This window comes from Mycetocola saprophilus (genome assembly GCF_000718085.1).
Classification (GTDB): domain Bacteria; phylum Actinomycetota; class Actinomycetes; order Actinomycetales; family Microbacteriaceae; genus Mycetocola; species Mycetocola saprophilus.
This window is the reverse complement of sequence record NZ_JOEC01000002.1, coordinates 1220455-1241928: the sequence shown is the minus strand read 5'-3', so window position 1 is coordinate 1241928 and position 21474 is coordinate 1220455. Positions and strand designations below refer to the sequence as shown.

Below are 21474 nucleotides of genomic sequence, written 5' to 3'. Positions count from 1 at the left end.
CCTCTCTCCACTTTTCGGGGTGACCACGACCTCACCGCGACCCGATCCTCGGGACGGCCCTGCTCTGGGAAATATCCAAGTTTGGGGCGGCCAGGTGTTAGGGGGCAACCACCGTCAGGTCCACATCCCATCCGAGGCGATAGGCGCGATCGTGCAGGGCCTGAGCGTTGGCCGCGGTCACCGCTCGCGTCACATCCTCCGGGTAGTACGCGCGGATTCCGGCGGGCGGCACGAAACGACCTCCGAGGGCATCGGCCCCCGATTCACGGGCGCTCCACCAGCGGTCCAGCGCACGCTCCACGGCGACCTTGGCGGGAACCTCGACGTCGTAGATGATCAGCTGCTCGTACCCGAACTCGTCCAGCTCGGCCAGCAGGGCACCCACGTAGTCGATGCTGGAGAGGGTGCCGTGGATCACGATGTTCTCGCCGTCGATCAGGCACGCCTCCCGCATCGCATCGGCAATCGCCGTGGATTCGGCGTGCACAAACCCGGCCAGCTCGCGCGGCATGATCGGGCGGCCATCCTCCAGGGTCGTGTCCAGCCAGTGATCCAGCAGGCCACGTTCCCGGGCGTCCACCAGGAGGGCGTCCTTGAAATCATCGGCGTCGATGTCGCGGAATCCGGCCAGGCGCGGGTCGCTGGCCAGCGCCGTTGATTTTCCGGCCCCGGGTGGACCGGCGGTCACCACGGCGGCGAGCACTCCCCCGAAGGATCCGGGGTTGCGGTCGCGAGCGGTGGCGATGAGGTCTTCCTGGAAACGCAGTCGGGAGGTGTCGTAGAGGAAGCCGTCGCCAAAGATCCAGCGGGTCGAGGCGTCCTCGCGGTCGCCCCAGGGATTGTCGAGTCCGTCGCGCTGCAGCACCCGCTCCAACTGTGCGGCAACCCGCTCGCGGGCGGCGCTCACCGGGCCCTGCGCCGCGCGGCGGCCTGGCGCACGGCCTCGTACTCGGCCTCGGTAATCAGCCCGTCCCGCAGCACGGCCATGAGCTGGCGGGCCGTTCCGGTGGCGCTCGCGGCACCGTCGTAGGCCCCCCGGGTGCCCGGGGTGTGGGCGGTGAGGCTTAGGGCGCTCAGCTTGCGGATCATCTCCTCGGTGGTGATCGTGCCGGACTGGCGGTCCAGGACGATATCGCGCAGATCAACGGATCCGCGGTACAGTTCGCGGCGGGCCAGACGCCGGGTAATCTCCTCCACCGGCACCTCAAGCCGATCGGCAATCTCCTGCGCGCTGCAGCCCTGATCGGTCAACGCAAACACCCCGCGGGTAAAGCGCAGCTCGGCAAACCCGCGACGCTCGTTGCCCGGGCCCCAGGGACCACCCTCGCGGCGACCGCGGCGGCGATCACCGAACTCGTGCGTTCCGGGCTCGTGGGCACCATGTTCATGCGCGCCGAGTTCGTGGGTGCCGGGACGACGGCGCTCCCCCTCGCGGCCCCAGGGCGGCGTGCGCCGCGCATCCGGGATTCGCCCCGACTTACGCTCCGGGGTGTTCTCCGAGTCGTTTTCCGGGGTCTGATCCTCGTTGTCCTGCTCGTGATCGGCCATGATGGCACCTCCACCCCCGAATTTACCAGCGTTGTCATCCGGAGGCACCCTCGGTGCCGACTCTGCCGACTCTGCCAGCTCTGCCGATCACTGGACCGCTAGGCGATGCGGACGTGTTCGTCACCAAGCTCCACCTCGGCCCGTGTCAGCGAGCGGGCCTACCGCGGCGCTTGCGGCAGAAATGAACGGATCGCCGCGAGCATTAGCTCCTTCTGGGCGTCCACATTTGCGCGATCCACCGGACGCTCGCGCAATAGGTCTTCCAAACTAACGTTCATCGTTTCCTCTCTAATTCCCAGACGACTCCTGGGCCCGACCCGAATAACAGGGCTGGGCCCCAAGACCCAGGTGTCTTATGAGCCCACGCTAGGCGCGGAAGCTCGTGGTTTTTGGGGAGCCCGGAACCGGGGCAGAGAATTTCAGTGTGTTAACGCTGGCTTAACCGGTCATCACGTTGAATGGGGATACAACCACAGGAGGTCACCCAATGTCCGTACTTCCCAGTTCCGCCGTCTCCGACGTTTTTGCCTGGTCGCTCGAAATCACGTGCGGCACCACCTCGGTGGTCTCCATCCCGTTGCCGATGGACACCGCCGCCGAAACCTCCCGCTCCCTGCCCGAGCGCTTCGCCCCGACCAGCCACCTCGACAACGCCGCGGTTCGGTTGCACTCGCCGCTCGCCGGCTCATAAGCCCCCGCTTCCCCGGGTGAACTCGGGATGAATCGGGATGAAGAGGATCCCCGGGTTTTCCCTCCCCCGGGGATCCGCCATTTAACCGTCACTCGGCGTAGGCACTCGGCGGTTGGCGGTCGTGACCGTTCTACTTCGCCGGGGCGATGCCCGGAGCGGTTCCCGCGGCAACCTTGGCCGCATAGTCGGCCACGGTATCGCGAGCGATGGCCTCGCGCAGGGCGGGGATCGCCGCGGAATTCAGGTTCACGATGGACTGCTTATGGTCCGGGGACCAGCCGGTCCCGGCGGTGGGCATCGTGAAGTAGTGAATGTTCTCGGCACGCAGGTCGCGCAGGCTCAGCCCCAGCTCAACCATCGTCGGGAAGTCGAAACCCGAATCCACCGAGAGGAACTTCGAGGTCTCTGTCACGAAGTTGGAGATCTTGGTCGGATCGGTCAGCGTGTCCTTGCTCAGCAGCGCGGAACCCAGCGCCTGCAGGTACAGCTGCGGGTTGCGCACCCGCTGGAAGTCGCCGGTCGGGAAGGCATAGCGCTCGCGCACAAACCCGAGGGCGTGCACGCCGTCGAGGTGGTTCATGCCCTGAGGGAAGGTCATGTTCTCGTCCTTGCGGGTGAAGCCGGTTTCCACGTTGACGTCGACGCCGCCCAGGGCGTCGGTCATGCCGCGGAACCCCTCGAAGTCGATGATCGCCAGGTTGTCGATGCGCACCCCCAACAGGGACTCCACGGTCTCCACCACGAGCGGGGTGCCACCCCAGGCGAGGGCCGCGTTGATCTTGGCGTTGCCATGGCCGGGGATCGGTACCCACAGGTCACGCATGATCGACATCACGGTCACGTCCTTGCGATTCGCGGCGATGTTCACCAGCATCAGCACGTCCGAGCGCTGGTTGCTGCCGGTGTCCTCCCCGGCGATGGTGGCATCGCCGCGGGAGTCGGATCCCAGCAGCAGAATGTTGCGGGACCCGTCGGTGGCCTGCGGCGGGCGTGGCTCCTCCTTGGGGAAGGTGTCGGCGCTGGGCAGTACGGTGACGTTGCTGTTATAGGTGTCGGCGAGGCTGGCCACATAGGAGCCGGCAATCGCGATGCCGATCAGCAGGATCGCCAGGATCGAGGAGGTGGACCACACGACAATCTTGCGGGTGCGGGTCCACGGTTTCTTCGCGGCCCTCCGCTCGGCGCGCGTGGGCACCTCGGCCTCGGCCTCGGCGGTGGAGAGTAGCTCGTCAATGGGGGAATTCATGTTCCGGATGTCCTTCGGGTGGTTTGGGAAAAAGAATGGGGTGGTGTGCGGGATTGCCCGCATAACGTGTCGGGGTTTTAGTGGGTGCCGCGCAGGGTGTCGCGCAGGCGGAAGGCGACATAGCGGAACAGCTCGATCGCTCGCACCAGGCCGCGGGAGCTTTGCTGCAGGAACGGGGAGAACGGCTCGGTGCCGGCGGCCGGGCGGCCCACCGCCTGGATCCGCGCGTAGATCGCGCGCAGGTGGCGCTCGTTTTCCCACCAGTACCGCCAGGAGGGGAAGCGCGAGGCGATGGTGTAGCGGGCACCCACGCGGGTGCCGCCGAGTCCACCGACACGTTTGCGTTGGGCCTGCAGGAGCAGGGCTGGTCCGACTGGGCCGACCTGTCCGGTGTTGCGCTGATGGGGGTGCGCGGTCCGCTGACCGCCCGCGAGTGCCCTGCAAACTGGATCCCCACCCCGGTGATCGGCGACCCGGCCCTGCTCTACCCGATCCTGGTGGACGTGACCCCCACCGAGCGCGATGACACGATGATCGGCATGGCCCTCGGGGCCGATCCCGAGTCCCGCTTCGATCCGCGCGTGGTCGCCGAGGCACTGCGCCGAATCAGCATGGCCGAGCGAGTGGATCGGGTGCGCGTGTTTGCGCTCTCCGCCGCCGACCGTGAGGGTGCCGAACGCTTCGCCGGGATGGTCGGTCCGCTGGCCGAGGTGGTGTTCTACGACGGGGAGGTGCGCGACACGATGCGCTCGATTGCCGAGTGTGGCCTGCTCATCTCCGAGCGCCTACACGGTGCCGTGGCCGCGGTTTCCCTCGGGGTGCCCACGGTCGCGCTGTCCAACGCGTCCAAGTGTGATGATTTCTGGCTGAGCGTCACCGGTACGCGCTCCCCGATCACCGTGGGGCACAGCGCCGAGGAGCTGCTGGCCGAGGTCCGTGCCGTGCGCGAGCCCGCCTATCAGACGTTTGTGGCCGCCGAGGTTGCGGCTCTTCAGGGCACTCTGGGCCGCGCGGCCGAGCGGATCAACCGCTGGCTGTCCGGAGAGTCCAGCACCACCGAGCTACTGCACCCGGCCCCGTCGGGTCCGGCAATTTGATCCAATCGGCGCGTGGATGCTCCGCGTGCCCCGTAGCTGTGTCCCACGATCGCTCCGATAGGATCGTGGTACTCCACCGAGTGAACCCCCATCCCAGAGGAGGCACCATGCCTATCGCTTCCGGCGGCGCGCCCGTCGCCCGCAAATCGCTGCGTGAGTCCGCCGCGGAACAGATCCGCGCGGCCATTCTTGACGGAACGTTGCAGCCGGGTGAGAACCTCAACGATGGTGAGCTGCAGGAGTGGCTGGGCATCTCCCGCACCCCGGTGCGCGATGCCCTGAACGACCTGGCCCGCTACGGCCTGATCGAGATGGCCCCGCAGCGCTACACCCGGGTCGCCAAGCCCCGTCCCGAGGATCGCACGCTGATCATGCAAACCCTCGGCGCCCTGGTGGGTGGCGTGGTGCGAGTCACCGTGCCCGGGCTCACCGAGGAGCAGCGCGACCAGCTGATCGCCGCCGTGCGCACCGCCGCCGGCACGGTCCTCGGCCGCGACTATGAGTCGCACGGCAAGCTCGGCTGGGACATGGTGTACCTGTTCCTGGACCTCTGCCCCAACCACATCCTGGTTGCCGCCACCCGCGACCGGATCGATGGCCTGGGCTACCAGCTCACCATCACCCGCGACGCCGCCAGCACCGACTGGGCCGCCCTCGAGGCCGGCTATCCGGCCCTGATCGACGCGCTCCAGGCGGGCGACTCGATCGCCGCCGAGCTCGCGATCGAAACCGTCTTCCAGCTGCCGCTGCCCACCGCGTAGCGCACAGACAAAACGCCCGTCCCGTTGTCGGGGCGGGCGTTTTGTGTGTGCGGAAGATCAGCCGTTGATCAGCTGACTCACCCGCCCCCTCGAAACACCGAGGATCGCGGCTATGTCACCGCCACTGAGATTTTCCGCATGAAGCGCCGCGGCAACCTCTCGTGATTGGCGAGCAGCGGCCAGCTGCCGTGCCTCGGCATCCTGCTTTGCCGCCTGCGCCTCACGAACCAGTTCGCTCAGCGCTCCCAAATCCGGAACGATACGAATCTCAAGCGAGCTATGATCGGTTTCCGGGTCGAGAGTGTCAAGGTAATCGCGCACCTGCTGCACCGCTCGGTCAAGGGTTCGCACCTGCGTTGCATTCTGTGCGTCTATTTCAAGTTCCCACCCGCGCTCCCAGCGGCGAGCGGTCACCACAATTTCGGCCATGTTCACTGTCCCTTCTCGGCTTCGGCGATAGCGTTCAGCGCATTTCGCACCACGGCGGGAGACACTTCCCGAGTTTGCGTAATGATCACCGGACGCAAGAGCCCCGGAAACGTCCACTTTTCGTGATCACCCTTACCTTGCTGACGAGTAAAACCCGCGGCAATGAGCAATTTCACGAGTTCGCGGTATTTCATCGGCCTCACCACGACCCAATTTTATCCCCCCTAAACGTGTTGTGTCGAGACGAATAACGACTTTCCTCGGGCACTCACATTCTCGACAGCTCCTCGCCCCGGCATCGGAACGACTATTTTCACGCAGCGACGAACATCGGAGATCACACAATTCCGACGGAAACCTTGAGTACGGGCGGCTAGTCCTGGCCGCGGAACGTCTCGATGAAGTTGCGACGGGTGGGTTCGTACATCGCATAGATCAGGTCGCCGGTGGCCGCGGCGTCTCCCGTGTGCGCGGCGGCGTTGATGGCCTCGAGCTGCTCAACAATCTCGGGGGCACCGGTCAGGCCCTCGCGCGGGGTGAGAAATCGCAACAGCTGGAGCGAGAGGCCCTCGACGGTTTCGACCATGATACGGTTGCCGGTGGCCTGTTCGAACACCAGGAAGAAGTCCCGGATTGCCGGTCCGAGCCCGGCCAGGTCATCACTCTTCAGGCACGCGCGAGCGTCCTCGGCGAAGCCCTGAAGCTCGGCCAGTTGGTCGGCACTCAGGTTGCCCACGGTCTTGCGGGCCGCGTGCTCGTGCAGCACGCCGGTGGTGAAGATCGCCTCGTTGATGTTGCGGAAGTCCAGCGGGACCACCCGCGTGTACTTATGCGGGACCAGCTCGACGATGCCGTTCTCGGCCAGGCGATTCAGCGCCTCGCGGATCGGGGTACGCGAGGTGCCCAGCCAGGTCAGCAGTTCCTCATCGTGCAGCTGCTCGCCGGCCTCCAGGGTGCCGTCGAGGATCGCGTTGAGGATGGTGTCGTAAATCTCGTCGCGCAGCAGGCGGCGACGGATCGGGGCGCGTCCGGTGCGGGGCATTAGGAGGCCTTCTCTGTGGGTGCCGAGGTGGAAGCAGACGGGGATGCGAGGGCAGCCTCGGGGCTGGCCGCGAGGATCTGTGCGTGGAAATCGCTCACCTCGGACTCGAAATAGCGGGTGCACGCACGCGAGGCCTCGAGGGCGTCGCCGGCGAGGGTGGCCTCGACCATCTCGCGAATCGCATCGTAGGTGGAGGTGCGGCTGATCTGGTCACTGTGGGTACGCAGGATGCGCTGCACGTGCGGATCGAACCGGGCGGGCTGGCGCAGCAGCACCCGGTTGTCATAGCGGGTGATGTAGACCTCAAAAATCTCGGTCAGGATGACCGGGGCCTGCTCGGCCTTGCGCCCGGCCGGGCCGACCAGCTTCTTCAGCAGGGTGGTGAGCTTTTTACGGTCGGCGTCGGTGAGCAGTGGCACGACCTCGCGGATTGCGGCGGCATAGAGCGCGCCGAGCACCTCCATCATCTCGCCGAACTGTACCGGGTCGATCTCGGCCACCCGGGTGGCCTTCTGCGGCAGAACCTCGACCAGGCCGGTGTTTGCCAGGCGTCCCAAGGCTTCGCGGATCGGAGTGCGCGAGGCCCCCAGCCAGGCTTCCAGTTCCTTATCGGAGAGCGTGCGTCCGGGTTCAAACTCCCCGGAGACGATCGCCGTGAGAATGCGGTCATACACCTGATCACGCAGGAGCAACCGCGGGGTGACACTGGGTTTCTTGGGCACGGGCATGCCCCCATACTAACCGAGAGACACTGTAAATATCTAATATACCAATTGGATTTGTCGGATTTTTGCCGCCCTATGCCCGCGCCAGCTCGGCCGTCGACTTCGCCAATGGCAGCTCCATTTCCAGGATCAGTCCGCCGTCGGGGTTGGCTCGCACCACCAGCTCGGTCCCGTGTGCGCGGGCGATATTGCAGGCCAGCGCAAGCCCCAGTCCATTACCGCGCACCTGCCCGGGTACCCGCACCCGGCCGGCACCACGATAGAAGGGCTCGGTGATGCGCTCCAATTCGTCGACGCCCAGGTGAGCGCCGGAGTTGACCACGATCAGGCGGACGATGCCGTCCTGTCGAATCAGCTCCACCGTCACCTTCCCACCATCGATGTTGTGGCGCACGGCGTTATTCAGCACGTTATCCAGGAGCCGCGAGAGCAGGATCCGATTGACCTCCACCACGTAGCCCACCAGGCACTCGGTCTCGACAAACACCCCGTGGGCGCGTGCCTCGGCGCGCAGTCCGAGGGCGCACTCCCCCACCAGTTTGCCCAGGTCAACCCCCTCGGTCTGCAATTCCCCGTGGGCGGCTTCGGCGAGCTCAAGCAGCGCAGTCACCGTGTCCACGCTGCGCGCGGTAGTGTCCTGCAGCTGCGAGATCAGCAGCCTGGTGTCGGTGGATTCGGGACTATCGGCGGCGAGAGAAAGAAGTGCCTGCGTGGTGGCCAGCGGGGTTTTGAGCTCATGCGAGGCATTGGCCGCAAAGCGCTCATACTCGGCGAAGGAGCGCTCCAACCGGGCGAGCATCGAATCGAAGGAGTCCGAGAGTTCGGAAAACTCATCCCGGGGACCGGTCAGTCCCACTCGATGATCCAGCGACCCCTCGGCAGCCTTGCGCGCAGCCTGGGTAATCTCGTGCACCGGACGCAGCAGGCGACCGGCCACGATCCAGGAAATTAGCCCACCCACGAGGACCACGACAGCCAGGATCGCACCGGAGCTTTCCAGCAGCACCGAGAGCAGGTCGTGCACACTGCGCACCACCACGGAGCCAGTTTTGCCATCGTCAGGGTTCGGCGAGGCAGGCACCTGAGCGGGGGGCGTCTGCAATGGGGCGATGTTCGAATCACTCGGCGTGAAACTATTAGGGGTGACGGCGCTGGTAATGGCATAGGTCGGCACATACTTCATGACCGCATAGAGCGCACCCATCATCAGCAAGCCACAGCCCAGCAGCATCGAGGTAAACACAATGGTGAGTCGAGCACGCGCGGTGACCCGCGGTCGCCAGGAAAGCAGCGAGGGCTTGGGTGCGGCGGCGGGGCTACTCAACGGGGGCCGCGATTCGGTAGCCCACACCCGACACGGTTTCGATGATCCCCGGCTGACCCAGCTTCTTCCGCAGGGTTGAGAGGGTCACCCGAATCGAGTTGGTAAAGGGATCCACGTTTTCATCCCACGCCTTTTCCAGGATGCGCTCGGCGCTCACGGTCGCCCCGTCGGCAGCCATCAGCACCTCAAGAATCGCAAACTCTTTTTTTACTCAGACGAATATAGGTGCCGTCGCGGGACACATCGTGACGGAAGGCATCCAGACGCACTCCGTGATACTCATAGACCACCGGAGTCGCCTCGGCTGTACGTCGACCGAGTGCGCGCACCCGGGCGATCAGCTCGGGGAACGCGAAGGGCTTGGCCAGGTAGTCCTCGGCGCCCAGTCGGAAGCCCTCAACCTTATCGGTCAACCGCCCCGAGGCCGTCAGCATCAGCACGCGAGCGCGGGATCCGGCGGCCGAGAGCTCGGGGCAGACCCGGTCTCCGTGAATCACCGGAAGGTCGCGATCCAGGACCACAACGTCGTACTCGTTGACCGAGTCCATCTCGAGCGCGGTGGCCCCATCGTAGGCGATGTCCGCGGCGATAATCTCGCGTCGGAATGCCTCGTGGATGGCCTGAGCTAGGAGCTCCTCATCGTCAACAATCAATACTCGCATCGGTGCACCCCTTTCCGGACGTTGCGATAATCGCCCGATGCGATCATCTGATATGCAGATATTTAAGCACATTAGATGTAAAGAAAACATCAATTATTTTATTGACATCACCTGAACACCCCCTCGGCTGTACTGGAAGCACGTTCACCCCGAACGCACCAACCAACGAGGAGATTCACCATGAAAACCATCCCTTTCACTCGTAAAACCCGCCTGGCTGCCGCACTGGCGGTCATCCCGATGAGCATCGCACTCCTGGCCGGATGTAGCGCGGGCTCCTCGGGCAACAGCCCGTCCCCCGAGGCCGGCGGTGACAGCAAGCCCGCCACGGGTAACGGCGGTGGCACCACCGATCAGCAGTACCAGGAATGGGTCCTGAAGTTCAACGGCTGCATGGAAAAACTCGGCCATGAAATGCCCGAACCCGGAATGGCAATGGAGGGCTTGGAGGAAGGCCCCGAGCTGGACGCCTACCTGGCAGATTCGAAAAAGTGCATCGAGGAGGTCGGTGAGGCTCCGGGCGCAAACAAGAAGTCGAAGGAGGAGGTCAACGAGGCCGCTCTGAAGTTCTCGCAGTGCCTGCGCGACAACGGCATCGATGTCCCGGACAGCGACCGTCCCAACGCGATCACGGTCCCGCAGAACGCCGACAAGGCCGTGCTCGACAAGTGCAATAAGGAAGCCGGAATCGGAGCCAACTAATGGGAGTAACCACACACCCAGCCTCACGCCGCAAGCGGCTCGGGCTCATCATCTCGCTCGCCGCGGTGGTTGCGATCGGTGCCGGAGCAGACTTCTTTGTCTTCCGCGGCGGCAGTGCCGCCGCCGATCCCCCGCCACCCGCCGCGCCGCCGCCCACCGCCGAGGTGGTTCGGCAGACCCTCCAGGAAACCATTACCGCGCAGGGCAAGCTGGGTCACGGCGAAGCTCGTGACCTGGCCACCGCCCTGGCTGGCATTATCACCGGCCTACCCGCGGGCGGTGCCACCATCGGACTGGGCCAGACCCTGTTCTCGGTGGACAATAAGCCGGTCACCCTGATGCGCGGGTCCATCCCCGCCTGGCGCGAATTTACGTCCGGCATGGACAAGGGCCCGGACATCAAGCAGCTCGAGCAGAGCCTCGCCGACCTGGGTTTCTTTGGGGGAACCCCGGATGAGAAGTTCACCGCGGCCACCACAACCGCGATCAAGAAGTGGCAGAAATCACAGAGCCAGGAGCAGACCGGAACGATCGCACTGGGCACCATCGTGTTTGAGCCCGAGGATGTTCGGGTGAACTCAGTGGAGACGGTGCTTGGGAGCAGGGCCGGGGGCGAAAAACCGATCCTCACCATCACCGGACTCGGACGCAAGATCACCACCGACCTCAAGCTCGCCCAGCAGTCCATCGCGATCGTGGATGGCAAGGTCACCGTCAACCTACCCGATGGAACCAAAACCACCGGCACCATCGCCTCGGTGGGCACCCCCATGAGCCGAGATGGCGAAGGTGGAGGTAAGGCCAGCACCGTGATTCCGGTGGAGATCATCCTGGATGATCCCGCGGCCGGGGCAGGACTCCAGGAGGCCGCGGTGTCGATCGATTTCCCCACCAAGAGCGCCGAAAACGTGCTCGTGGTCCCGGTCGGGGCCCTGACCCCGGATGGGAAGGATGGCTACTCGGTCGAGATCCTCAACGCCGATGGCACCACCAAGAAGGTCTCCGTAACCCCGGGCCTGTTCGCCGGAGGTTCGGTGGAAATCACCGGTGACGGAGTCGCCGAGGGCGACCAGGTGGTGATTCTGAAACTATGAGTGCACACGTGATCGAACTCAACCAGGTAACCCGAGAACACGGAAGTCCGCCGGTGCGCGCGGTGGACGGAGTCTCCCTGATCGTGGAGGCCGGCGAGATGGTGGCAATCGTGGGGCCGAGTGGGTCGGGCAAGTCCAGCTTGCTCAACCTGATCGGAACCCTCGATCGACCCACCACAGGCTCGGCCCTGATCGACGGTGCCGACGTCGCCCGCATGAGCGACAATGCTCTCTCGGCGCTGCGCGCCTATCGGGTGGGGTTTGTGTTCCAGCAGTTTCACCTCTCCGAGGGGGTCACCGCCATCGACAACGTGGCCGATGGGCTCCTCTATACCGGGGTCGGCGTGCGCGAGCGCCGCCGCCGGGCGGTGGACGCCCTCACCCGGGTGGGGCTCGGTCACCGCACCACGCACAAACCCTCCCAGCTCTCCGGCGGCGAGCGTCAGCGCGTCGCCATCGCGCGAGCGGTCGTCTCCCGTCCGCCACTGCTGCTGGCCGATGAGCCCACCGGTAACCTCGACCAAACCTCCGGTGCCAGCGTGGTTGAGCTGCTGCACGAGCTCAACCGGGATGGAACCACGATCGTGGTCATCACCCACGACGTGGAGCTCGCCCAGAAACTCCCGCGACGGATCATGATTCGTGACGGTCGCGTGGTTTCCGACAGTAAGGACACCCCATGAAACGCCGCCGCACAGCACGGGAACAGGTGAGCGCGCTCCCGGCCAAGACCCGCTCGCGACTCCTGCGCAAGGACGTGCTGCGCCTGGGAGCTTCGGGCCTCAAGTCACGGCCCACCCGGGTGGTCCTGTCGGCACTGGGCATCGCGATCGGCATCGCCGCGATGATCGCGGTGGTGGGCATTTCGACCTCGAGCCAGGCGAAACTCAACGAGCAACTCAGCTCGCTGGGCACCAATTTGCTCACGGTGGGGGCCGGAAAGTCGCTGTTCGGCGACCAGTCCAAACTCCCCGAGACCGCCGCCGGGCAGGTTTCCCGCATCGAGGGGGTGGAAAAAACCGCCTGGCTGGCAGAATTGGAGGGAATCAAAAGCTATCGCAGCCGGCTAATCGACTCCGGGCAGTCCGGTGGCATCACCGCCGCGGCCGTGTCGGACACCCTGCTTGATGTGACCGAGGCGAGTATGAAGTCCGGAAACTGGTTTAACGAAGCCACTGCGAACTACCCCACGGTGGTCCTCGGAGCCAAGGCAGCGCAGCGACTTGGCGTGGTCACCCCTGGCACTCAGGTGTGGATTCACGATCAGCTCTTCACGGTGCTGGGCGTGCTGGACCCGGTGCCGCTAGCCCCCGAGCTTGACACGATGGCGATGTTCAGCGAACATACGGCGATTGAGACGCTCGGTTGGGAGAAGAACCCCACCACGATCTATGAGCGTTCCTCGGATGAGTCGGTGGATGCGATTCGCGCGCTTCTCCCCCGGGCCGTGAATCCCGAGAACCCCGAGGAGGTGGAGGTCTCGCGTCCATCGGACGCACTGGCCGCCAAGAACGCCGCCGATACAGCTTTCACCGGTCTGCTGGTGGGACTCGGTTCGGTTGCGCTCCTGGTGGGAGGCATCGGCGTGGCCAATACGATGGTGATCACGGTCCTCGAGCGTCGCCGAGAGATCGGCCTGCGCCGTGCCCTCGGCACCACCCGAAAGCACATCCGCTCGCAGTTCCTCGCCGAGGCGCTGCTCCTCTCAGCCCTAGGTGGAGTGGCCGGAGTGGGCATCGGCATGGTGGTGATCACGGTGTTTGCCAACGCCAACGGGTGGCCGGTTTCGGTACCGCCGCTGGTGATCATCTCCGGCGTCGCGGCCACGATCGTGATCGGGGCGGTGGCCGGCCTCTACCCGGCAATCCGTGCGGCTCGCACGCCACCCACGGCGGTGCTGGCCAGCTAAACACCGCAAGACGCACGAAACCCCCTCGGTTTTCCGAGGGGGTTTCGTGTTGAGGTTAACCCAGCGTAGACCGACGGACGCTCTCGGAGTCCATGGTCTCCCATCGCCACAAACAAAAACTCCCCGCTTCGAAAAGCGAGGAGTTTATTTGCTGGGGTACCTGGACTCGAACCAAGAACAACTGAACCAGAATCAGCCGTGTTGCCAATTACACCATACCCCATCAGTTCGGAACCTTTTTCTCAGTGCCGTGCTGATGTTTCTAGAATAGCCCGAGGCTTAGCTGGACGCCAAATCGACGGCGTGAATGCGCGTGTCGAGCGTGTCGCGGAGGACCGCTGCGGCCGTGCGCGCACCGGCACCGGCGGCCACGATCAGCTGCTGCGGACCGGGAGGGGTGATATCCCCCACCGCGTATACGCCGGGCACGCTGGTACGTCCCTCGGCATCCACGGTAATCAGCGCGCCCACCTCGGGGTCGGCGGAATCCGCCGCCGGGCCCACGTGAGTACTCACGGTACGTTCGAGGCCCAGGTCGGCGAGGAAACTGTCCGGGACGGTCCACTCCGGGCGCACAAAACCGGCGCTGCGCTCAAGAACCTCACCATCGGCAAACCGGACGCCGGTCAGCCCGGTGCGGTCCCCCAGCAGCTCGGCAATCGGACGACGGTCCAGGCGGATCCCCGCCCCGGCCAGCTCGGCCTCGGCCGAGGCCGGAACACGGTCGCTCCCGTTACTCAGCGCGATCACATCGTTTGACCACAGCGAGGTGTGCAGTGCGCGGCGCACCAGGTCCTCGGTTTCGCCGAGCATCAGCAGCGGCTGGTCGCTCTTTTCGAACCCGTCGCACTCGAAGCAGGAGTGGATCGAGGTGCCGTAGAACGCCCGCAGGCCCTGGACCTGCGGCAGACGCTCGGTCAGTCCGGTTGCCAGCACCACCCGGCGCGCACGCACCTCGTGGTTGGCGGCCCCGCGCACGCCGGTGGCCTTGACCACAAAGCCCTCCCCCTCCGGGGTGATGCTGTCGACCTGGGCGAAGGCCACGGTTCCGTTTTCGTAGGCTTCCACGTCCTCCCGGGCGAGGCGCCGCAGCTCAAGCGGCGGCACCCCGTCCCGGGTGAGGAAACCGTGGGACATCAACGTCGCGGCGTGCCGCGGACGGTTTCCATCCAGCACCAGCACCCGCTGACGCGCGCGCACCAGGTTCAGTGCACAGGACAGTCCGGCGGGGCCCCCGCCCACAACCACAACGTCAACATCCATCATTATTACTATTCCCCTCGCAGTGCGGACAGGCGCTCGAGGCGCGCCAGCGTCTCGGCCTTGCCCAGGATTTCCATCGACTCAAACAGCGGCGGGGAGATCCGGCGACCGGAGATTCCCACCCGGAGCGGACCATAGGCGATCCGCGGCTTGAGCTCGAGGCCGTCGATCAGGGCGGACTTCAGCGCCTCCTGAATCGGGTCGGTCGTGAAATCTGCCACACCCTGCAGCGCGGCGATTGCGGCGGCCAACACATCCGTCGTGTTGGCCGGAAGGCTCTTCAGCGCGTCCTCCTGGTACTCCAAGCTGGCGGCGTCGGTGAACAGGAAGCCGAGCATGGCCGGAGCCTCGCCCAGCAGGCCGATGCGCTCCTGCACCAGCGGGGCGGCCGAGGTCAAAATCGCACGCTCGGCCTCGGTCACCTCGGCACCCAGCACACCCGCGGTCTGCAGGTAGGGAATGGTGCGCTCGGCAAAATCGGCCACATCCAGCAGTCGGATGTGGTCTCCGTTGATCGATTCGGCCTTCTTGAGGTCGAAGCGTGCCGGCGAGGGGTTCACATCGGCCACGTCGAAGGCGGCGACGAACTCGTCGATGCTGAACACGTCGCGGTCCGCGGACAGGCCCCAGCCCAGCAGCGCCAGGTAGTTGACCAGACCCTCGGGGATGAATCCACGCTCGCGGTGCAGGAACAGGTTCGACTCGGGGTCGCGCTTGGAGAGCTTCTTGTTGCCCTCACCCATGACGTAGGGCAGGTGGCCGAAGCGCGGGATCGCGGTGGCGACACCGATCTCGATCAGGGCCGAGTACAGGGCGATCTGACGCGGAGTCGAGGGCAGGATGTCCTCGCCGCGCAGCACGTGGGTGATGCCCATCAGCGCGTCATCCACCGGGTTCACCAGGGTGTACAGCGGCTGACCGTTGGGGCGCACCAGCACGAAGTCACTGAACGAACCGGCGGGGAAGGTGATCTCCCCGCGCACCAGGTCGTCAAAGCTCAGGTCGGTGTCCGGGACGCGCAGACGCAGCGCGGGCTCGCGGCCCTCGGCACGGAAGGCGGCCTTCTGCTCCTCGGTGAGGTCGCGGTCGAAGTTGTCGTAACCGAGCTGCTTGGCACGGCCGGCGGCCTCGTTACGGGCGTCGATTTCCTCGGCGTTGGAGAACGACTCGTAGAGGTGACCGGAAGCCTTGAGCTTCTCGATGACCTCGGCGTAGATCTCCGAACGCTGGGACTGACGGTAGGGGCCGTGCTCGCCGCCGACGCCCTCACCCTCATCCCAGTTGATGTGGAGCCAGCGCAGGCCATCGAGGATCTGCTGGTAGCTTTCCTCGCTGTCGCGGGCCGCATCGGTGTCTTCGATGCGGAAGATGAGCTTGCCGCCGGTGTGGCGGGCATAGGCCCAGTTGAACAGCGCCGTGCGGATCAGACCGACGTGCGGGGTACCGGTGGGCGACGGGCAGAAACGGACACGAATGTCGGAGCCGGTCGCGGTGGTTACGAGGTGTGAGAGAGAGGTAGACATCGGATTCATTCTATCGCGAACCGGCCCGCGCGGACCCGACGAGTATGTGCCTCATGGTTATGACGCTAACAGCGCCGAATGCGCCCTCCCAGGACCGCGTCGGTTTTCGAACGGGCGCGCGACGGATTACCCCGAACCAACAAGCAGGGCCCCTCCTCGACCGCGAATACGGAAGGAGGGGCCCGGCGAGAGAGTCGGGTTAGCGCACCGGGTTACTCAGGATGCCCAGGCCCTCGATCTCGCACTCCACGCGGTCGCCGGGGTTCATCTCGCCCACGCCCGCGGGGGTGCCGGTGAGGATGATGTCGCCGGGCAGCAGGGTGAAGGCGGCGCTGACGTACTCGATGATCTTGGGGATGTCGTGAATCATGTCGTCCAGCACACCGTCCTGGCGCACCTCGCCGTTCAGGCGCGAGATGATGCGCTTGCCGGCCGGATCAAACTCGGTTTCCACGATCGGGCCGATCGGGCAGAACGAGTCCAGGCCCTTGGCTCGGGCCCACTGGCCGTCGGATTCCTGCAGGTCTCGGGCGGTCACATCGTTGGCGATCGTGTAGCCAAACACGACCTTGTCGGCGTCGGCGGCGGGCACGTTCTTGGCCACCGAACCGATGATGATCGCCAGCTCCGCCTCATAGGACACACGCTTCGTGATCGGCGGGATCACGATCGGGTTCTCCGGCCCGATGACCGAGGTGTTGGGCTTGAAGAACAGCAGCGGCTCGGCCGGCGGGGTCGCATCCGCGCCACCCATCTCGGTCACGTGGTCGCGGTAGTTCTTGCCCACCGCGACGATCTTCGAGCGCGGGATCACCGGGGCCAGCAGGGTCACCTCGCCCAGCGGCACACGCTCGCCGGTAGTGTCGAAACCCGCGTACATGGGGTCCCCGTCGAGGACCACGATCTCGGTCTCGTCGATGATGCCGTAGGCGATGCGATTGTCGTGACTAAAACGTGCGATCTTCATGCGCCCATCCTAAACCTGAACGACACCGCCCCGACTCGAATCTCCGAGCCGGGGCGGTGTCGTGAATGCCTGGATTAGCCGTCGACGCGGACCATCCAGCCGTGACGGTCCTCGCGGCGACCGTACTGAATGTCGGTGAGCTCCTCGCGGATGCTCAGGGTCAGCTCGCCGGGCTCGGCGTCCTCGGATCCGATGGTGAAATCGGTGGACTTGAGCTGGCCGATCGGGGTGATGACCGCGGCGGTGCCGCAGGCGAACACCTCGGTGATGGTGCCGTCGGCCTCGCCCGCACGCCACTCATCGATGCCGATGGCGCGCTCCTCCACCGTGTAGCCACGGTCCTGGAGCAGCTGGATGATGCTCGCGCGGGTGATGCCCTCGAGGATGCTGCCGGTGAGCTCGGGGGTGACCACGGTCTTGTCGTTGCGGACGAAGAACACGTTCATGCCGCCGAGCTCGTCGATCCGGGTGCCGGTCTCGCCGTCCAGGAACATAACCTGGGCGCAGCCGTTGCGGTATGCCTCCTCCTGCGGGAGCAGCGAGGCGGCGTAGTTACCACCGCACTTGGCGGCACCGGTACCGCCGCGTCCGGCGCGGGAGTACTCGGTGGACAGCCAGATCGAAATCGGCTTGATACCACCGGTGAAGTACGCACCGGCGGGGCTGGCGATCACTAGGTAGCTGGCCTTGTGAGCCGAGCGCACACCGAGGAAGGTCTCGTTGGCGATGGTGAACGGACGCAGGTACAGGCTGGTGTCCGGGGCGCTGGGAACCCAGCGCGCATCGGCCTTGACGATCTGACGCACCGACTCCACAAAGTCCGCGACCGAGAGCTGCGGCAGGGCCAGGCGGGCGGCCGAGCGCTGCAGACGCTCGGCGTTCTGGTCGGGACGGAATGTCCAGATCGATCCGTCGGCGTGACGGTAGACCTTGAGACCCTCGAAGATCTCCTGGCCGTAGTGCAGCACCGAGGAGGCGGGGTCGAGGATCAGCGGGCCGTAGGGAATGACGCGGGCGTCGGCCCAGCCGTTTTCCACGGTCCAGTCGATCTGCACCATGTGGTCGGTGAAGTGGTTACCAAAGCCCGGGTTGGCAAGGATCTGTGCGACCTCCTCCGCGCTGCGCGGAGAGGTGTTTGCCTCGTGCGAGAACGCGAGCGGGGCGGTGGTGGTGTCATGTGCCATGATTCAAATCCTTCAAACGTTACTGTGCTGCGGTGACCAGGGCGGCGATCGCGTCGCCCACCTGAGCGGTGGAACGGGTGGCCCCGTTACGACCGGCGATATCGGCGTCCACGGCGGCCACAACTCGCTGGGCAAGTTCGGGGGCACCGAGGTGATCAAGCAGCAGTGCTGTGGAGAGGATCGCCGCGGTGGGATCGGCGATCTGCTTCCCAGCGATGTCGGGAGCGGACCCGTGTACCGGCTCGAACATGCTGGGGAAGGTGCCGTCGGGGTTGATGTTGGCCGAGGCAGCCAGTCCGATGCCGCCGCTGATTGCGCCGGCCAAATCGGTGAGAATGTCGCCGAAGAGGTTGTCCGTGACGATGACATCAAATCTAGCAGGGTCGGTGACAAAGAAGATAGTTGCCGCATCCACGTGCAGGTAGTCCACGGTTACCTGCGGGTACTCGGTGGCCACCTCGTTGACGATGCGCTGCCAGAGCTTGCCGGCGAAGGTCAGCACGTTGGTCTTGTGCACCAGGGTCAACTTATTGCGACGCTGGGTGGCGATCTCGAACGCGTGGCGGACAACCCGCTCGACACCGTAGGCGGTGTTGACCGAAACCTCGTTGGCGACCTCGGCGGGGGTCCCCACACGGATCGCGCCACCGTTGCCCACATACGGACCCTCGGTGCCCTCGCGAACCACCACGAAGTCCACATCCCCGGCGTTGGCCAGCGGGCTGGGAACACCCGGGTAGACCTTGGTCGGGCGCAGGTTGACATAGTGGTCCAGGCTGAAGCGGAGCTTGAGCAGCAGGCCGCGCTCGATGTTGGCATCGCGCAGTCGCGGGTCGCCGGGAACGCCACCGATGGCACCCAGCAGGATCGCGTCGTGCGCGGCGATGGCCTCCAGGTCGGTGTCGGTCAGGACATCGCCGGTCTCCAGATAGCGGGCCGCGCCGAGCGAAAACTCGGTTTTGTCGATGCTGAGTTCGGAACCCTCCACGACGGCGTCGAGAACCTTCACCGCCTCGGCTACAACCTCGGGTCCGATTCCGTCTCCGCGAATCACGGCAAGTTTGACACTGCGCGACATTATGCTCCTGCTCAGCCTGGGGTGGGTGTTGTTGAATCCACCTTACTCGTGCGCGGGAGTGCGCGGGAACGCGGTTACTGCAGCAGAAGCAGGACCGCGAGTGGCAGCGTCACCGCGTATCCGAGGCCCAGGCGTTCGGGGCGTGCTAGCAGTGGCGGCAGGATTGCGGCCACGATCAGGACGTAGACCATCGCCAACGGAGGGACCGTGCCGATGCCGAGGATCCCGCAGACCAGCTGAACCGGCAGTGTCATCAGGGCCGCGGTCACCCATCCGGTGCCGATATCCACCGGACCCAGGTGCCAGGTTCGGCGGGCAAAGCGGCGCTCAAGCGCGTTGCCGGTGCAGGCGACCACGATCAACACGATCACAAAGAAGACCGCGACGCCCACCACGCTCAGGGTCGCAACCTGCTCGGCGCGCACCGGGTCGCGTAGCAGCGCCAGGAGTTCCTTATGCGTGGATGTGCGTACCTGATCCACCAACACCAGGTAGCGCGGGATCGAGGCGAGGGTCGCCACAAAGACGAAGGCGATCCAGGCAAACACCGAGGAGGTGCGCGGAGGCACCGGCGTGGGGATGCTCATCGGGTCTCCTCCCGGACGTACTCGGTGACCACGGTGCGGCCCAGCGGATAGCGCTCGCGCTCCACAAACCCGTGGCGGGCAAGCTCCCGCTTCATCTCGGTGATTTCCGGGGTGGTGCGCAGGGCCGCGGCTACCCAGATCCGCTCGACGTGTTCCAGCCTCTTCCCCAGCTTGCGTGGGGGCAGGGTGACGTCGTTGAAGATGCCGCGTTCGATGTCGCTGCGCACAAACGCGATGTCGTCCAGCCCGGCAAACGCCGCCGGATATCCGTCCACGGTCAGGCGCGGACGGATCGTGGTGGTCCTGTCGTTTTGCAGGAAGAAGGCATCCCCCGGCGAGGCGTGCACGGCGATGGTCTGTGCGGTCTGCAGGAAATCGCTACCGTTCTGTTTGGCATAGGGGCCGCGCTGGGCCAGATAGGTGGGCAGGCTCGCCAGCGCGATCGCCGCGACCAGCGCCCACACCAGCCAGCGCCGCGAAAACACCGAGGCCGCCAGCGCCAGCAGCAGCGCAAACCCCGGGGTGGTGAATGACATGTAGCGGGAGGTATAGAGCGGACCAAACAGCGAGTTGGCGATCAGCATCAGGATCAGCGGACCGAACGCCCAGGCCGCGGCGAGCGCCACCGGCGGCGTGCCAAACCGGGCCAGGATCTGCGGGAGGCGACGACCGGCAATCACCAGCAGCACAATCACCAGGATCGCCAGCAGCCAGGATCCATCCAGCCACGGCTCGACCAGCGTGGTCCAGGCGTTGACGATCGGCTGCCCGGAGAGCCAGGCAATCTGTCCGCGCTGTCCGTAACCGGCACGGACCAGCGGGATCACCGCGGCCAGAATAATCAGCGTCGAGATCCCCCAGCGCAGCAGGGTCCGACGATCCCGATGTGCAAACAGCAGGTAGGCGAGGTGTGCGGCGAGGATCAGCCCGGCATACATGAACAGGTAGATCGTGACGATGGTCACCACCGTATACAGCGCCCAGGACCACCAGGTGTTGCGTCGGGCGGCCGAGATCAGCGCGATCACGCCCCACACCACGAGGGCCGCGCCCAGTGCATAGGAGCGCCCCTCGATCCCCATGAACGTGGTGCGCGGCAGGACCAGATAAATCAGCGCGGCAATCACGCCAAACCGGGGTCCGGCGAGCTTTGCTCCCAGCACCACCAGGCCCGCGGTCCCCAGACCCACGGCGAGCGCCGAGAATCCACGCAGTGCCACCTGGGAGTCGCCAAATACCTGGATCCAGAAGTGGATCAGAGCGTAGTAGAGCCCGTGCACCGCATCCTTATGCTGGAGGAATTGCCAGAGCCCCGGGCCGTCCAGGCGCGCGGCCATCAGCGTGGCGATCTCATCGAACCAGAACGAGGGAATCGCGCTGCCGATCCAGGAGATTCCGGCGGCCACCAGGCCGAGCAGGACCGCGAGGGCGGGGACGCCGCGCAGGACACGCGGGATGGACGGGGTGCGCAGGGTCGCGGGCAAGCTTGGTCCTTTCTCTCCCCGATTCACGGGGTGCCACCCGGATGGGATACGCATCAGAGCTCAACCCTAGCGCCGCCTACCCGTATATTTGCCGAGCGCCCTACCACCCTTGTTTTCCCCGCGGTTCGCGGCGAGGATGGAGGCGGGACCAGCCCACA

General features: G+C 65.5%; 23 protein-coding genes, 1 tRNA gene and 1 pseudogene. 7 read left to right on the top strand and 18 right to left on the bottom strand.

The window, feature by feature from the left end; all coding sequences use genetic code 11:
• Window positions 1–97: 97 nt before the first annotated feature.
• On the bottom strand, window positions 98–907 hold the full coding sequence (locus tag IE92_RS16755) for a zeta toxin family protein (RefSeq protein ID WP_051701572.1): 810 nt from the start codon (window positions 905–907) through the stop codon (window positions 98–100).
• Complete coding sequence (locus IE92_RS0111515; RefSeq protein WP_030148644.1) at window positions 904–1548, bottom strand: hypothetical protein; 645 nt, start codon at window positions 1546–1548, stop codon at window positions 904–906. Before IE92_RS0111515 ends, IE92_RS16755 begins: the two co-directional genes overlap by 4 nt.
• A gap of 487 nt (window positions 1549–2035) precedes the next feature.
• Here IE92_RS0111515 and IE92_RS0111510 point away from each other — a divergent pair, with 487 nt between their 5' ends.
• A complete protein-coding gene (locus IE92_RS0111510; RefSeq protein WP_030148643.1) occupies window positions 2036–2239 on the top strand; it encodes a hypothetical protein in 204 nt (67 codons plus the stop codon).
• A 130-nt stretch (window positions 2240–2369) separates the two neighbouring features.
• Here the strand turns inward: IE92_RS0111510 and IE92_RS0111505 are convergent, their stop codons facing one another.
• Window positions 2370–3485, bottom strand: a complete 1116-nt coding sequence (locus tag IE92_RS0111505) for an LCP family protein (protein WP_051701573.1) — start codon at window positions 3483–3485, stop codon at window positions 2370–2372.
• A gap of 77 nt (window positions 3486–3562) precedes the next feature.
• Window positions 3563–3796 carry a hypothetical protein gene (locus tag IE92_RS0111500; protein ID WP_030148641.1) on the bottom strand — a complete coding sequence of 78 codons (234 nt, stop codon included), beginning with the start codon at window positions 3794–3796 and terminating at the stop codon, window positions 3563–3565.
• Between the two features lie 33 nt (window positions 3797–3829).
• Here IE92_RS0111500 and IE92_RS0111495 point away from each other — a divergent pair, with 33 nt between their 5' ends.
• Together IE92_RS0111495 and IE92_RS17390 are read left to right on the top strand one after the other, a co-directional pair.
• The gene (locus IE92_RS0111495; RefSeq protein ID WP_030148640.1) at window positions 3830–4582 is read left to right on the top strand and encodes a polysaccharide pyruvyl transferase family protein; all 753 of its coding nucleotides are present in this window, start codon (window positions 3830–3832) and stop codon (window positions 4580–4582) included.
• A gap of 107 nt (window positions 4583–4689) precedes the next feature.
• Complete coding sequence (locus tag IE92_RS17390; RefSeq protein ID WP_051701574.1) at window positions 4690–5343, top strand: GntR family transcriptional regulator; 654 nt, start codon at window positions 4690–4692, stop codon at window positions 5341–5343.
• Window positions 5344–5400: 57 nt separating this feature from the next.
• Here the strand turns inward: IE92_RS17390 and IE92_RS0111485 are convergent, their stop codons facing one another.
• The 6 genes and pseudogenes from IE92_RS0111485 to IE92_RS16745 form a co-directional block, all read right to left on the bottom strand.
• Window positions 5401–5772: a hypothetical protein gene (locus IE92_RS0111485; RefSeq protein WP_030148638.1), complete on the bottom strand. Its 372-nt coding sequence runs from the start codon at window positions 5770–5772 to the stop codon at window positions 5401–5403.
• A gap of 2 nt (window positions 5773–5774) precedes the next feature.
• Complete coding sequence (locus IE92_RS0111480; RefSeq protein ID WP_030148637.1) at window positions 5775–5978, bottom strand: type II toxin-antitoxin system HicA family toxin; 204 nt, start codon at window positions 5976–5978, stop codon at window positions 5775–5777.
• A 167-nt stretch (window positions 5979–6145) separates the two neighbouring features.
• Window positions 6146–6814, bottom strand: a complete 669-nt coding sequence (locus tag IE92_RS18555) for a GntR family transcriptional regulator (protein WP_030148636.1) — start codon at window positions 6812–6814, stop codon at window positions 6146–6148.
• Window positions 6814–7542 (bottom strand): GntR family transcriptional regulator, encoded by a 729-nt coding sequence (locus IE92_RS17385; RefSeq protein ID WP_051701575.1) that lies wholly within the window; start codon window positions 7540–7542, stop codon window positions 6814–6816. The genes IE92_RS18555 and IE92_RS17385 overlap by 1 nt, the downstream gene beginning before the upstream one ends.
• A gap of 70 nt (window positions 7543–7612) precedes the next feature.
• Window positions 7613–8863, bottom strand: coding sequence for a sensor histidine kinase (locus tag IE92_RS0111465; protein WP_051701576.1), 1251 nt, complete (start codon window positions 8861–8863; stop codon window positions 7613–7615).
• Window positions 8856–9525 (bottom strand): annotated as a pseudogene (locus IE92_RS16745) (response regulator transcription factor). Before IE92_RS16745 ends, IE92_RS0111465 begins: the two are co-directional and overlap by 8 nt.
• Before the next feature lie 180 nt (window positions 9526–9705).
• On the opposite strand from IE92_RS16745, the gene IE92_RS0111455 reads away from it, so the two are divergent.
• From IE92_RS0111455 to IE92_RS0111440, 4 genes are read left to right on the top strand one after another with little or no spacing between them, the layout of a single operon-like run.
• The gene (locus tag IE92_RS0111455) at window positions 9706–10227 is read left to right on the top strand and encodes a hypothetical protein (RefSeq protein ID WP_030148633.1); all 522 of its coding nucleotides are present in this window, start codon (window positions 9706–9708) and stop codon (window positions 10225–10227) included.
• On the top strand, window positions 10227–11321 hold the full coding sequence (locus IE92_RS0111450) for a peptidoglycan-binding protein (protein WP_030148632.1): 1095 nt from the start codon (window positions 10227–10229) through the stop codon (window positions 11319–11321). The genes IE92_RS0111455 and IE92_RS0111450 overlap by 1 nt, the downstream gene beginning before the upstream one ends.
• Window positions 11318–12004, top strand: coding sequence for an ABC transporter ATP-binding protein (locus tag IE92_RS0111445; protein WP_030148631.1), 687 nt, complete (start codon window positions 11318–11320; stop codon window positions 12002–12004). Before IE92_RS0111450 ends, IE92_RS0111445 begins: the two co-directional genes overlap by 4 nt.
• Window positions 12001–13230, top strand: a complete 1230-nt coding sequence (locus IE92_RS0111440) for an ABC transporter permease (protein ID WP_051701577.1) — start codon at window positions 12001–12003, stop codon at window positions 13228–13230. The genes IE92_RS0111445 and IE92_RS0111440 overlap by 4 nt, the downstream gene beginning before the upstream one ends.
• 151 nt (window positions 13231–13381) lie before the next feature.
• Here the strand turns inward: IE92_RS0111440 and IE92_RS0111435 are convergent.
• From IE92_RS0111435 to IE92_RS0111400, 8 genes are all read right to left on the bottom strand, one after another.
• Window positions 13382–13453, bottom strand: a tRNA-Gln gene (locus IE92_RS0111435).
• Window positions 13454–13509: 56 nt separating this feature from the next.
• Window positions 13510–14496 carry an NAD(P)/FAD-dependent oxidoreductase gene (locus tag IE92_RS0111430; RefSeq protein ID WP_030149589.1) on the bottom strand — a complete coding sequence of 329 codons (987 nt, stop codon included), beginning with the start codon at window positions 14494–14496 and terminating at the stop codon, window positions 13510–13512.
• Between the two features lie 5 nt (window positions 14497–14501).
• On the bottom strand, window positions 14502–16016 hold the full coding sequence (gltX, locus tag IE92_RS0111425) for a glutamate--tRNA ligase (RefSeq protein ID WP_030148628.1): 1515 nt from the start codon (window positions 16014–16016) through the stop codon (window positions 14502–14504).
• Between the two features lie 199 nt (window positions 16017–16215).
• On the bottom strand, window positions 16216–16983 hold the full coding sequence (locus IE92_RS0111420; RefSeq protein ID WP_030148627.1) for a fumarylacetoacetate hydrolase family protein: 768 nt from the start codon (window positions 16981–16983) through the stop codon (window positions 16216–16218).
• A gap of 74 nt (window positions 16984–17057) precedes the next feature.
• Window positions 17058–18167, bottom strand: coding sequence for a branched-chain amino acid aminotransferase (locus tag IE92_RS0111415; protein WP_030148626.1), 1110 nt, complete (start codon window positions 18165–18167; stop codon window positions 17058–17060).
• A gap of 19 nt (window positions 18168–18186) precedes the next feature.
• Window positions 18187–19245 carry a 3-isopropylmalate dehydrogenase gene (locus IE92_RS0111410; protein WP_030148625.1) on the bottom strand — a complete coding sequence of 353 codons (1059 nt, stop codon included), beginning with the start codon at window positions 19243–19245 and terminating at the stop codon, window positions 18187–18189.
• 74 nt (window positions 19246–19319) lie between these two features.
• Window positions 19320–19832, bottom strand: coding sequence for a hypothetical protein (locus IE92_RS0111405; RefSeq protein WP_030148624.1), 513 nt, complete (start codon window positions 19830–19832; stop codon window positions 19320–19322).
• Window positions 19829–21316 (bottom strand): glycosyltransferase family 39 protein, encoded by a 1488-nt coding sequence (locus IE92_RS0111400; RefSeq protein WP_051701578.1) that lies wholly within the window; start codon window positions 21314–21316, stop codon window positions 19829–19831. The genes IE92_RS0111405 and IE92_RS0111400 overlap by 4 nt, the downstream gene beginning before the upstream one ends.
• Window positions 21317–21474 lie beyond the last annotated feature (158 nt).

Excerpts from the sequence above, each read along its gene's own strand:
- IE92_RS0111510 (WP_030148643.1), top strand. The coding sequence starts at position 2,036 with ATGTCCGTACTTCCCAGTTCCGCCGTCTCCGACGTTTTTGCCTGGTCG.
- IE92_RS0111450 (WP_030148632.1), top strand. The coding sequence starts at position 10,227 with ATGGGAGTAACCACACACCCAGCCTCACGCCGCAAGCGGCTCGGGCTC.
- IE92_RS0111420 (WP_030148627.1), bottom strand. The coding sequence starts at position 16,983 with ATGAAGATCGCACGTTTTAGTCACGACAATCGCATCGCCTACGGCATC.
- IE92_RS0111430 (WP_030149589.1), bottom strand. The coding sequence starts at position 14,496 with ATGATGGATGTTGACGTTGTGGTTGTGGGCGGGGGCCCCGCCGGACTG.
- IE92_RS0111445 (WP_030148631.1), top strand. The coding sequence starts at position 11,318 with ATGAGTGCACACGTGATCGAACTCAACCAGGTAACCCGAGAACACGGA.
- gltX (WP_030148628.1), bottom strand. The coding sequence starts at position 16,016 with ATGTCTACCTCTCTCTCACACCTCGTAACCACCGCGACCGGCTCCGAC.
- IE92_RS0111455 (WP_030148633.1), top strand. The coding sequence starts at position 9,706 with ATGAAAACCATCCCTTTCACTCGTAAAACCCGCCTGGCTGCCGCACTG.
- IE92_RS0111505 (WP_051701573.1), bottom strand. The coding sequence starts at position 3,485 with ATGAATTCCCCCATTGACGAGCTACTCTCCACCGCCGAGGCCGAGGCC.
- IE92_RS0111415 (WP_030148626.1), bottom strand. The coding sequence starts at position 18,167 with ATGGCACATGACACCACCACCGCCCCGCTCGCGTTCTCGCACGAGGCA.
- IE92_RS0111410 (WP_030148625.1), bottom strand. The coding sequence starts at position 19,245 with ATGTCGCGCAGTGTCAAACTTGCCGTGATTCGCGGAGACGGAATCGGA.
- IE92_RS17385 (WP_051701575.1), bottom strand. The coding sequence starts at position 7,542 with ATGCCCGTGCCCAAGAAACCCAGTGTCACCCCGCGGTTGCTCCTGCGT.
- IE92_RS0111515 (WP_030148644.1), bottom strand. The coding sequence starts at position 1,548 with ATGGCCGATCACGAGCAGGACAACGAGGATCAGACCCCGGAAAACGAC.
- IE92_RS0111485 (WP_030148638.1), bottom strand. The coding sequence starts at position 5,772 with ATGGCCGAAATTGTGGTGACCGCTCGCCGCTGGGAGCGCGGGTGGGAA.
- IE92_RS17390 (WP_051701574.1), top strand. The coding sequence starts at position 4,690 with ATGCCTATCGCTTCCGGCGGCGCGCCCGTCGCCCGCAAATCGCTGCGT.
- IE92_RS18555 (WP_030148636.1), bottom strand. The coding sequence starts at position 6,814 with ATGCCCCGCACCGGACGCGCCCCGATCCGTCGCCGCCTGCTGCGCGAC.
- IE92_RS0111405 (WP_030148624.1), bottom strand. The coding sequence starts at position 19,832 with ATGAGCATCCCCACGCCGGTGCCTCCGCGCACCTCCTCGGTGTTTGCC.
- IE92_RS0111440 (WP_051701577.1), top strand. The coding sequence starts at position 12,001 with ATGAAACGCCGCCGCACAGCACGGGAACAGGTGAGCGCGCTCCCGGCC.